At 49.9% G+C, this 10,588-nt stretch carries 15 protein-coding genes; 9 read left to right on the plus strand and 6 right to left on the minus strand.

The annotated features are described in order from the left end of the window. The first annotated feature begins 87 nt into the window (after window positions 1-87). Genes FDW94_RS22825 through arfA form a run of 3 tightly spaced genes read left to right on the plus strand, consistent with a single transcriptional unit; the run spans window position 88 to window position 1,168 of the window. The gene (locus FDW94_RS22825) at window positions 88-456 is read left to right on the plus strand and encodes a DUF1992 domain-containing protein (RefSeq protein ID WP_137378297.1); all 369 of its coding nucleotides are present in this window, start codon (window positions 88-90) and stop codon (window positions 454-456) included. A 10-nt stretch (window positions 457-466) separates the two neighbouring features. Next, a complete protein-coding gene (gene zntR / locus FDW94_RS22830) occupies window positions 467-892 on the plus strand; it encodes a Zn(2+)-responsive transcriptional regulator (RefSeq protein WP_003031145.1) in 426 nt (141 codons plus the stop codon). Between the two features lie 57 nt (window positions 893-949). Further along, window positions 950-1,168 carry an alternative ribosome-rescue factor ArfA gene (arfA, locus tag FDW94_RS22835; RefSeq protein WP_003828276.1) on the plus strand — a complete coding sequence of 73 codons (219 nt, stop codon included), beginning with the start codon at window positions 950-952 and terminating at the stop codon, window positions 1,166-1,168. Here the strand turns inward: arfA and mscL are convergent. The 5 genes from mscL to def all read right to left on the minus strand — a co-directional run bounded on the left by mscL (window position 1,165) and on the right by def (window position 5,930). After that, window positions 1,165-1,578, minus strand: a complete 414-nt coding sequence (gene mscL / locus FDW94_RS22840) for a large-conductance mechanosensitive channel protein MscL (RefSeq protein ID WP_003031152.1) — start codon at window positions 1,576-1,578, stop codon at window positions 1,165-1,167. The genes arfA and mscL overlap by 4 nt on opposite strands. Before the next feature lie 141 nt (window positions 1,579-1,719). Beyond that, on the minus strand, window positions 1,720-3,096 hold the full coding sequence (trkA, locus tag FDW94_RS22845) for a Trk system potassium transporter TrkA (protein ID WP_003031153.1): 1,377 nt from the start codon (window positions 3,094-3,096) through the stop codon (window positions 1,720-1,722). A 21-nt stretch (window positions 3,097-3,117) separates the two neighbouring features. Beyond that, window positions 3,118-4,407, minus strand: a complete 1,290-nt coding sequence (gene rsmB / locus FDW94_RS22850) for a 16S rRNA (cytosine(967)-C(5))-methyltransferase RsmB (protein WP_137378298.1) — start codon at window positions 4,405-4,407, stop codon at window positions 3,118-3,120. Window positions 4,408-4,458: 51 nt separating this feature from the next. Then, window positions 4,459-5,406: a methionyl-tRNA formyltransferase gene (gene fmt, locus FDW94_RS22855; RefSeq protein ID WP_137378299.1), complete on the minus strand. Its 948-nt coding sequence runs from the start codon at window positions 5,404-5,406 to the stop codon at window positions 4,459-4,461. Between the two features lie 14 nt (window positions 5,407-5,420). Further along, entirely contained in the window at window positions 5,421-5,930 is a 510-nt protein-coding gene (def, locus tag FDW94_RS22860) for a peptide deformylase (protein WP_003828283.1), read from the minus strand. 129 nt (window positions 5,931-6,059) lie between these two features. Between def and dprA the strand changes: the two genes are divergently transcribed. Genes dprA through FDW94_RS22890 form a run of 6 tightly spaced genes read left to right on the plus strand, consistent with a single transcriptional unit; the run spans window position 6,060 to window position 9,852 of the window. After that, window positions 6,060-7,184, plus strand: coding sequence for a DNA-protecting protein DprA (dprA, locus tag FDW94_RS22865; protein ID WP_137378300.1), 1,125 nt, complete (start codon window positions 6,060-6,062; stop codon window positions 7,182-7,184). Further along, the gene (smg, locus tag FDW94_RS22870) at window positions 7,156-7,629 is read left to right on the plus strand and encodes a DUF494 family protein Smg (protein ID WP_003031162.1); all 474 of its coding nucleotides are present in this window, start codon (window positions 7,156-7,158) and stop codon (window positions 7,627-7,629) included. Before dprA ends, smg begins: the two co-directional genes overlap by 29 nt. Before the next feature lie 26 nt (window positions 7,630-7,655). Then, entirely contained in the window at window positions 7,656-8,198 is a 543-nt protein-coding gene (locus tag FDW94_RS22875) for a type I DNA topoisomerase (protein ID WP_008786284.1), read from the plus strand. Between the two features lie 4 nt (window positions 8,199-8,202). Beyond that, window positions 8,203-8,775 carry an L-threonylcarbamoyladenylate synthase type 1 TsaC gene (gene tsaC / locus FDW94_RS22880; RefSeq protein WP_008786283.1) on the plus strand — a complete coding sequence of 191 codons (573 nt, stop codon included), beginning with the start codon at window positions 8,203-8,205 and terminating at the stop codon, window positions 8,773-8,775. Between the two features lies 1 nt (window position 8,776). Beyond that, window positions 8,777-9,598 (plus strand): shikimate dehydrogenase, encoded by an 822-nt coding sequence (gene aroE, locus FDW94_RS22885; protein ID WP_048215430.1) that lies wholly within the window; start codon window positions 8,777-8,779, stop codon window positions 9,596-9,598. After that, the gene (locus FDW94_RS22890) at window positions 9,595-9,852 is read left to right on the plus strand and encodes a DUF1488 domain-containing protein (protein ID WP_008786281.1); all 258 of its coding nucleotides are present in this window, start codon (window positions 9,595-9,597) and stop codon (window positions 9,850-9,852) included. The genes aroE and FDW94_RS22890 overlap by 4 nt, the downstream gene beginning before the upstream one ends. Here the strand turns inward: FDW94_RS22890 and FDW94_RS22895 are convergent. Then, a complete protein-coding gene (locus FDW94_RS22895) occupies window positions 9,828-10,382 on the minus strand; it encodes a gamma carbonic anhydrase family protein (RefSeq protein WP_003031171.1) in 555 nt (184 codons plus the stop codon). The two genes, FDW94_RS22890 and FDW94_RS22895, sit on opposite strands and share 25 nt — an antisense overlap. Window positions 10,383-10,588: the final 206 nt, after the last annotated feature.

Raw genomic sequence — 10,588 nt, forward strand, 5'->3', positions numbered from 1 at the left:
CCCGCCTCGGCGGGTTTTTTTATATCCGTCATATCCCCACTTATCTACAATATCTGTACTCTTTTTGTTCATCCCCTGGAGTGTTGTATGTGGTTACTTGACCGGTGGGCAGAGCGCCATATTATTGATGCACAGTCTAAAGGCGAGTTTGATGATTTACCGGGAACGGGCGAACCGCTGACTCTTGACGATGACTCCCATGTCCCGCCTGAATTCCGAGCTGGATACCGTTTATTAAAAAATGCAGGTTGCCTTCCTCCTGAGCTCGAGCAACGCAGAGAGGCAATACAGCTGCTTGAAATACTCGCGGGGATCCGCAAAGATGATCCCAGTTATCCGGAGGTGAGCCGAAGATTGTCGCTATTGGAACTTAAACTTCGGCAGGCTGGACTCAGCACCGAGTTTTTGCGCGGTGACTACGCAGATAAGCTGCTAAAAAAGATCAACGATGAATAGCGGAGAGAGCATGTACCGAATTGGTGAAATAGCGAAACTGGCTGACGTGACGCCGGATACTATCCGCTACTATGAAAAGCAGCAGATGATGGAGCATGAAGTGCGTACTGAAGGTGGATTTCGCCTCTATACAGAAAGCGATCTTCAGCGCTTGAAGTTTATTCGTTATGCCCGGCAGCTAGGTTTCACTCTGGAGTCGATCCGTGAATTGCTTTCGATCCGGGTTGATCCCGAACACCATACTTGTCAGGAATCAAAAGGGATCGTCCAGGAAAGACTGCAAGAAGTCGAAGCCCGCATTGCTGAACTTCAGACGATGCAGCGGTCACTGCAGCGATTGAATGATGCATGCTGCGGCAAGGCACACAGCAGCGTGTACTGCTCTATTCTTGAAGCTCTTGAGCAAGGCGCCAGCGGAACAACATCAGGCTGTTGATTTCTTGAACTGCCAGGTCTACACTCGCGGCGTAAATTACTACAAACTGGAGATAGTATGAGTCGTTATCAGCACACCAAAGGGCAGATAAAGGACAACGCCATTGAGGCGCTTCTGCATGACCCACTGTTCAGACAGCGCGTTGAGAAAAATAAGAAAGGGAAAGGAAGTTATCTGCGAAAAGGCAAACATGGCAATCGGGGTAACTGGGAGGCCAGTGGCAAGAAAGTAATTAACTTTTTTACCACTGGCCTTCTTGTTTCAGTGAGTGCTTAAGAGCGGTTATTCTGTTCTTTCAGCAGGTCACGAATTTCACTTAGCAATACTTCTTCTTTCGATGGAGCTGGCGGTGCTGCCGGCTCTTCCGCTTTTTTACGGTTCAGTTTGTTGATCAGTTTGATTGCCATAAAGATAGCAAACGCAACAATAATGAAATCGAATACATTCTGAATAAATACACCGTAATGCATGACCACGGCTGGGATGTCTCCCTGTGCATCACGTAGCGTTAAAGCAAACTGTTTAAAATCAATTCCACCAATTAACAGCCCCAGCGGCGGCATAATGATATCGGCAACCAGTGATGAAACAATCTTACCGAATGCCGCACCAATAATGACACCCACTGCCAAATCGACAACATTCCCGCGCATCGCGAATTCGCGAAACTCTTTAATAATGCTCATTTTATTCTCCCTATGCAGCTGACGTTTATAAGTTTAACAAATGTTTAGGCAATTTCCATTTATGTATTGCCGAAAGGAAAATTTATTAGACCATGAAAAATCAAGGGAAATAAAAAGGGCGCTGTATTAGCGCCCAAATTATTACAGGAAGAAAGGACTTGGCTGGAATAGTCGCTCGACGTCGGTAATAAACTTTTTATCTGTCAGGAACATAATTACGTGATCGCCCTGCTCAATGCGCAGGTTATCGTTGGCAATCATGACATCGTTACCACGTACAACGGCGCCAATAATGGTTCCGGGCGGAAGTTTAATTTCATCAATTGAACGCCCTACAACTCTCGACGTCGTTTCATCCCCGTGTGCGACGGCTTCAATGGCTTCCGCGACGCCACGGCGAAGTGAAGAAACGCCAACAATATCAGCTTTACGCACGTGGCTCAGCAGCGCGGAGATGGTCGCCTGCTGCGGTGAAATCGCAATATCGATCACGCTGCCTTGCACCAGATCGACGTATGCTCTGCGCTGGATCAACACCATTACTTTCTTGGCGCCCATCCGTTTGGCAAGCATCGCCGACATGATATTTGCTTCATCATCGTTGGTCACTGCGATGAACAGATCGACCTGATCGATATGTTCTTCGGCCAGTAACTCTTGATCCGAAGCATCACCAAAAAAGACGATCGTATTTTGTAGTTTCTCTGCAAGTTCGGATGCGCGTTGTTGATTACGTTCGATCAGTTTGACGCTGTAATCTTTTTCCAGACGACGTGCCAGACCCGCACCGATATTACCGCCACCCACTAACATAATGCGTTTGTACGGCTTTTCCAGACGCTGCAGTTCACTCATTACGGCGCGTATATGCTGTGATGCCGCAATAAAGAAGACTTCATCACCCGCTTCAACGATCGTAGAACCTTGCGGACGGATCGGTCGGTCATGACGGAAAATCGCTGCAACGCGGGTGTCGATGTGCGGCATATGCTCACGCATTGTTGACAGCGCATTACCAATAAGCGGCCCGCCGTAATAGGCCTTTACTACTGCCAGACTGACTTTACCTTCGGCAAAATTCACCACCTGCAATGCGCCCGGATATTCAATCAGGCGATAAATGCTATCGATAACCAGTTGCTCAGGTGCAATCAGATGATCGATTGGCACCGCATCGGATTGGAACAGCTTGTCAGCATCGCGAACGTAATCTGGTGAACGAATACGGGCGATGCGATTAGGCGTATTAAACAGTGAATAAGCTACCTGGCAGGCAACCATATTTGTTTCATCTGAGCTGGTTACGGCAACCAGCATATCGGCATCGTCGGCACCGGCTTCACGCAATACGCGGGGATGCGAACCATGCCCTTGCACGACACGGAGATCAAACTTGTCCTGCAGGCTGCGCAGGCGTTCGCCATTGGTATCGACTACCGTGATATCGTTGTTCTCTCCGACCAGGTTTTCAGCCAGCGTACCGCCAACTTGCCCTGCGCCCAGAATGATAATTTTCATCAGTCGCGACCCGTTATCTCATCACTTTTTGATTAGCTTAGCGTAAAAGAAGCCATCGCCATCTTCCGCACCCGGTAAATTCTGACGTCCGGGTTTTTCCGGCGTACCGGTTTCGCTTAATACCGCATCCGGTGTGCGTGCCAGGAAGGCGGCAATTTGCTGTTGGTTCTCTTCTGGCAGGATAGAGCACGTTGCATACACCAGCGTGCCGCCAGATTTAAGATGTGACCAGGTAGCATTCAGGATCTCAGCCTGCAATTGGGCAAGTTCGGCAATATCCCGGTCGCGGCGCAGCCATTTGATATCCGGATGGCGACGGATCACCCCGGTAGCAGAACATGGAGCGTCCAGCAAAATACGGTCAAACAGTTGTTCACCGCACCACTGCTGTGGATAGCGGCCATCCCCCTGTTTTACGGTTGCCTTCATGCCCAGACGTTTCAGATTGTCGTAAACGCGCGATAAGCGTTTTTCATCCACATCGACAGCCATGACGTTAGCTAGCGGAGCAACTTCCAGAATGTGAGTGGTTTTACCGCCCGGTGCACAGCACAGGTCGAGGATCTGTTCACCGTCCTCCGGCAACAGATAATTTACGCATCCTTGAGCGGAGGCATCCTGAACGGTGACCCAACCTTCGTCAAAACCAGGGAGGGCGTGAACTGGAGCCGGTGTTTCCAGACGCACTGCATCCGGGTAGTCTGGATGCGGGAAACCTGTTAATCCCGCTTCGGTAAGCAGGTCTAGCCAGGCGTCGCGAGTATGGTGATTACGATTGACTCGTAGCCACATCGGCGGTCGCTGGTTATTGGCTTCAAGAATGGCTTCCCACTGCTGCGGATACGCACTTTTAATACGTTTCACCAGCCAGGAGGGGTGTAAGAAGCGCAAATCGCTTTGCGCAAACTCGGCTAGCAGTTCATCCTGACGGCGTTGAAACTGGCGCAGTACGCCGTTGATCAGCCCTTTCAGCTGTGGACGCTTAATAACGACCGCGCCTTCTACGGTCTCAGCTAACGCAGCGTGTGCTGGAATACGAGTATGCAACAGTTGGTAGAAGCCCACCATGATCAGGTAATGAACGGTGCGCTGTTTGCCCGTCATTGGACGTTCCATCAGTTGCTGGATCATCCACTCCAGTTGAGAGAGTGTACGCAATACGCCGAAGCAAAGTTCCTGTAACAGCGCTTTGTCTTTATCGGCAACTTTTTGCTGCATGGCGGGCAGCACGTTACTTAGTGATTGTCCTTTCTCGACAACCTGTTCGACGGCCTGGGCCGCCATACTGCGTAAATTAAAATGTTTTTTCATAAGCGCAAAAATAAAAATGCCCGGAGACACCGGGCTTAAAGAGATGAACCGTCAGGACAGACGGTTTCCGGGCACGAACCACTCCCGGCGCGAATTAAGCAGATCCTGCGCGCTCATGGCTTTTTTACCGGCAGGCTGCAAAGAGATAAGATTCAGAATGCCGTCGCCTGTTGCGACCTGGATACCCTGCTTTGTCGCCTCTAGAATGGTGCCTGGCTCGGCCTGGGTGTTTACAGCAATAACCGAAGCTTGCCAGACTTTCACTGGCTGACCATCGATTTCAAGCCAGCTCATTGGCCACGGGTTAAAGGCGCGGATGCAGCGTTCCAATTGAGCAGCCGAAAGCGACCAGTCGATACGGGCCTCTTCTTTGCTGAGTTTTTCTGCATGCGTAACCAGTGATTCGTCTTGTACCACCGGTTTTATTGTACCGGCAGCCAGCTGTTTTAGCGTTTCAATCAGCCCCTGAGGCCCCAGGTCTGCCAGCTTGTCATATAACGAACCGCTGGTATCTTCTGCCGTAATTGGGCAGGACAGCTTCAGCAGCATATCACCGGTGTCGAGGCCAACATCCATCTGCATGATGGTAACACCGGTTTCGGCGTCGCCTGCCCACAGTGAGCGCTGGATCGGTGCTGCACCCCGCCAGCGCGGAAGCAGGGAACCGTGAACGTTGATACAACCCAGGCGCGGCATTTCCAGTACTGCTTTTGGCAGGATCAGGCCATATGCTACCACCACCATCACGTCTGCGTGTAAATCAGCAACCAGTTGCTGGTTTTCCTGAGGGCGAAGAGAGACGGGTTGAAAGACCGGTATCCCTTTTTCTTCTGCCAGCACTTTTACCGGGCTGGGCATCAGCTTTTTACCGCGTCCCGCCGGGCGGTCCGGTTGGGTAAACACGCCAACGACGTTATGTCCAGAAGACAGCAGCGCGTCGAGATGACGCGCTGCAAAGTCAGGTGTACCCGCAAAAATAATACGTAGTGAGTCTGACACGTTGATCCTTGTCCTTAAGCTCGGGCGTTCAGGCGGTCGAGTTTTTCAACTTTCTGACGAATGCGTTGTTGCTTCAACGGAGACAGATAATCGATAAATAGTTTACCGACCAGGTGATCCATTTCATGTTGAATGCAGATAGCGAGCAGGCCATCGGCTTCCAGTTCAAAAGATTTGCCGTCGCGATCAAGCGCACGAATTTTTACTTTCTCTGCACGCGGTACTAACGCACGCTGTTCAGGAATAGACAGACAGCCTTCTTCAATGCCGGTTTCGCCGTCTTTTTCCAGCAGTTCTGGGTTAATGAGTACCAACTGCTCATCGCGATTTTCAGAGACATCAATAACAATGATGCGCTGATGAATATCGACCTGTGTTGCTGCCAGACCGATACCTTCTTCGGCGTACATCGTTTCGAACATATCATCAACGATACGCTGAATTTCTGCATTCACTTCTTCAACCGGTTTTGCGACTTTGCGAAGGCGCTCGTCCGGAATATGTAACACTTGCAAAACTGACATAGTTATCCAGAGTTGTGTTCAGGAGTTGAAAAGATTATTACCTCTATTCTAGACAAAACCCCCTCTGATTGACAGCATCAGTGACCAATCGCAAAGATTGCCAGGACTGCTTGTGGCAGGGGAACAGGGATGACCCAAATCGAAATTTGGCTACGTTTAGCGCAAGTGAATGAACTGTATGGTGATGAGATAGTGCGCGTTGCTCACTGGCTCAATACTCAACCGTGTATTAACAATGCGGTACTCCTGCAGGCTGGATTATCTCCACGCCAGGCAAGACGCTTTTTAACCTTTTCAGATCTGACGCTGGAAAAAACGCTGTGCTGGCTTGAACAGCCTAACCACCACTTTGTGGTTGCCGACAGCGAGCATTATCCGCCACAGCTCCGTGCGATTGAGGATTATCCTGGGGTGCTTTTTGTTGCAGGAGCTCCCGCATGCCTCCACTCATTTCAAGTTGCCGTTGTCGGTAGTCGACAACACTCATGGTATGGCGAACGCTGGGGACGGTTTTTTTGTGAAAAGCTTGTTGCATGTGGGGTGACGATCACCAGCGGTCTGGCCCGGGGGATTGATGGCGTGGCGCACAATGCTGCGATAAACCGACAAGGCACAAGTATTGCGGTGCTGGGAAATGGACTTGAGACCATTCATCCACGACAGCATATCCGTCTTGCGGAGCGACTGATTGAGGCAGGGGGCGCAATGGTGTCTGAGTTCCCATTAGATATGCTCCCTTTGCCGCGCAATTTTCCCCGACGAAATCGTATTATCAGTGGTCTAAGTAAAGGTGTACTGGTTGTCGAAGCTGCACAGCGTAGTGGTTCACTGGTTACTGCTCGCTGTGCAATTGAACAAGGGCGGGAAGTGTTTGCTTTACCAGGGCCGATTGGCAGCCCGGGAAGTGAAGGCCCGCATTGGCTTATTCAGCAGGGAGCCATGCTTGTGACGACACCAGAGGAAATTCTTGAAAATTTGCAATATGGGCTGCAATGGTTGCCAGATGAACCTGAAAAATCAATTTATTCGCCAGATCACGAAGAGGTGGCATTGCCATTTCCGGAGCTCCTGGCTAACGTAGGAGATGAGGTAACACCTGTTGACGTCGTCGCTGAACGTGCCGGCCAACCTGTGCCAGAGGTAGTGGCTCAACTGCTCGAACTGGAGTTAGCAGGGTGGATCGCAGCTGTACCCGGCGGCTATGTCCGATTGAGGAGGGCATGCCATGTTCGACGTACTAATGTATTTGTTTGAGACATATATCCATAACGAAGCTGAGCTGCGTGTGGATCAGGACAAACTGGAACGGGATCTTACCGACGCTGGTTTTGATCGTGAAGACATTTACAACGCGTTACTTTGGCTGGAGAAGCTTGCTGACTATCAGGATGGTCTTGCTGAACCTATGCAGCTGGCATCGGACCCTCTTTCTATACGTATTTATACTGCGGAAGAGTGCGATCGACTGGATGCAAGCTGTAGAGGATTCCTGCTATTCCTGGAGCAGATTCAGGTGCTAAACCTCGAAACGCGAGAAATGGTTATTGAGCGCGTACTTGCGCTGGATACGGCAGAGTTCGATCTGGAAGACCTGAAGTGGGTGATTCTGATGGTGCTATTCAACATTCCAGGTTGTGAAAATGCCTATCAGCAAATGGAAGAATTACTCTTTGAAGTGAATGAAGGTATGCTGCATTAATCAATCTTCATTCAGTATGAGTTGTTATGGCTAAATCAGCACTGTTCACGGTGCGTAAAAACGAGCCCTGCCCACAATGCGGGGCTGAACTGGTTATTCGTTCCGGGAAACACGGTCCGTTTCTCGGTTGTTCACACTATCCAGAATGCGATTACATCCGTCCGCTGAAATCTTCCGCGGACGGACATGTAGTCAAAGTTCTGGAGGGTAAGCTTTGTCCTGCATGTGGCGCTGAGCTGGTGCTGAGACAGGGACGATTCGGTATGTTTATTGGATGCAGTGACTATCCTGCGTGCGATCACACCGAGCTCATCGACAAGCCTGATGAAACAGCAATAGTCTGTCCTCAATGCCAGACTGGTCATCTTGTCCAGCGGCGTTCCCGTTATGGCAAAACCTTTTACTCCTGCGATCGCTATCCGGAGTGCCAGTTTGTCATTAACTTCAAACCGTTAGCCGGAGAATGTCCTGAGTGTCATTATCCGCTTCTCATCGAAAAGAAAACCGCGCAGGGTGTGAAGCATTTCTGTGCCAGTAAACAATGTGGAAAGCCGATTTCGGCGGAATAAAAAAGTGAATAATAGCCTGCCCACAGACGCTATCGCTGCGGCGATAGCGGTTCTGAAACAAGAAAAAGTCATCGCCTATCCAACTGAAGCTGTATTTGGTGTCGGCTGCGACCCCGATAGCGAAACGGCTGTAACCCGTTTGTTGGCGCTAAAACAACGTCCGGTCGATAAAGGGTTAATTTTAATCGCGTCAAACTTTGAACAACTTAAACCATATATCGACGATAGCATGCTCACCGATGCTCAACGTGACGCTGTTTTCGCCCGTTGGCCTGGTCCTGTTACCTTCGTTTTCCCAGCGCTTGCGACAACGCCACGCTGGTTGACCGGGCGCTTTGATTCTCTGGCTGTTCGCGTCACCGATCACCCGCTGGTGGTTGCGTTGTGCCAGGCTTATGGCAAACCGTTAGTTTCTACCAGTGCTAATTTGAGTGGCTTACCGCCTTGCAGAACGGTAGAGGAAGTTCGCGCACAGTTCGGTACAGACTTTCCCGTGGTTGAAGGGGAGACCGGGGGGCGTTTGAATCCTTCGGAGATCCGTGATGCTCTGACAGGTGAACAGTTTCGACAGGGGTAATATGAAAGAAGCCTATGCTGTTTTTGGTAATCCGATAGCGCACAGTAAATCGCCCTTTATTCATCAGCAATTTGCAGAGCAGCTGAAGATTGATCACTCCTATGGGCGTGTACTGGCACCTATCAATGATTTTGTGAATACGCTGAACGCTTTTTTTGCTGAGGGCGGGAAGGGGGCAAATGTCACCGTGCCTTTTAAAGAAGAGGCATTTGCACGTGCCGATGAACTAACGGAGCGGGCATCGCTTGCTGGAGCCGTCAATACCCTTAAACGGCTGGAGGATGGACGTTTACTGGGAGACAACACGGATGGTATCGGCTTGTTGAGCGATCTTGAGCGTTTATCTTTTATTCGTCCCGGATCGCGAGTTCTGTTGATTGGTGCGGGTGGTGCATCCCGTGGAGTTTTATTACCTCTTCTTTCTATGGATTGTGCGGTGACTATTGTTAACCGTACCGCTTCGCGCGCTGAAGAACTGGCACAGATCTTCTCCCATACCGGCAGCGTACAGGCGGTAGGAATGGACGAGCTTGATAATTACAGTTTTGATCTAATTATTAACGCGACATCCAGCGGAATTAGCGGTGAGATACCGGCTATTCCGACATCTCTTATTCACCCATCTGTCTATTGTTATGACATGTTTTATCAGAAAGGAGATACACCGTTCCTCTCCTGGTGTGCCGAACATGGGGCGAAACAATATGCTGATGGCCTGGGTATGCTGGTGGGGCAAGCAGCGCACGCCGTTTTACTCTGGCATGGGGTTTTGCCGCAGATTGAACCCGTCATTAAAAGCATGCAGCAGGAATTGTCGGCATGAATCAGGCGATCCAGTTTCCCGATCGAGAAGAATGGCGCACGGATGTCAACGCCGTTGTGTTTCCGGCGATGGTTCATGGTATGCAGTTAACATGTGCCATATCTGGAGAGATGCTGGCGTCCCGCTTTGGCGGCGACACGCCTGAACAGTGGTTAGAAATCTTTCAACAGCATCGCTGGGATCTGGAAGAAGAAGCTGAAGGATTGATCCAGGCCCAGCAGGAAGATGCTCAAGGTTGGGTGTGGTTACTCTGACTTAAATATTCATCTTTCCACTTAACATAGTTGTTAGCTGAATATTGTAAGCCTGCTTTCTCTTCATCGCTTAATGGACGGATTTGTTTAACCGGGCTTCCCAGGTACAGATACCCGCTTTCCAGGCGTTTGTTTTGGGGAACCAGGCTCCCAGCCCCAATCATAACGTCGTCTTCTACTACCACGCCATCCAGCAGAATCGAACCCATGCCGACTAATACGCGGTTGCCAATGATACAGCCGTGTAGCATGACCTTATGACCGACCGTTACATCCTCACCCACGATCAATGGATTACCCTGCGGATTAGACGTGGATTTATGTGTGACATGGAGAACGCTGCCGTCCTGAATGTTTGTACGGGCACCAATTTGTACATAGTTAACGTCGCCACGAATGGCAACCAGTGGCCAAATTCCGACATCATCAGCCAAACGAGCATCACCAATGACGACACTGCTGGTGTCGATCATCACGCGATTTCCGATCTGTGGGAAAAGATCCTTATAAGGACGCAGTACATCAGACATGTTTACCTCAACGAAAATAGAGCAGTAATGAAGACTTTGGTTGGATTATTGAGACTGTGCAAGTGGTTTAGCTATCAAAAATCAGCCAAATTGCGCAGGAATGTAGCGAAAGGAGTGAAAAACAAGCATTCAGAAAAAAAGATCCAAAAAATACTTGTGCTAAAAAATGGGATCCCTATAATGCGCCTCCATCGACACGGCGGATG

This window comes from Citrobacter sp. wls757 (genome assembly GCF_005280935.1).
In the GTDB taxonomy this organism is placed as follows: domain Bacteria; phylum Pseudomonadota; class Gammaproteobacteria; order Enterobacterales; family Enterobacteriaceae; genus Citrobacter; species Citrobacter portucalensis.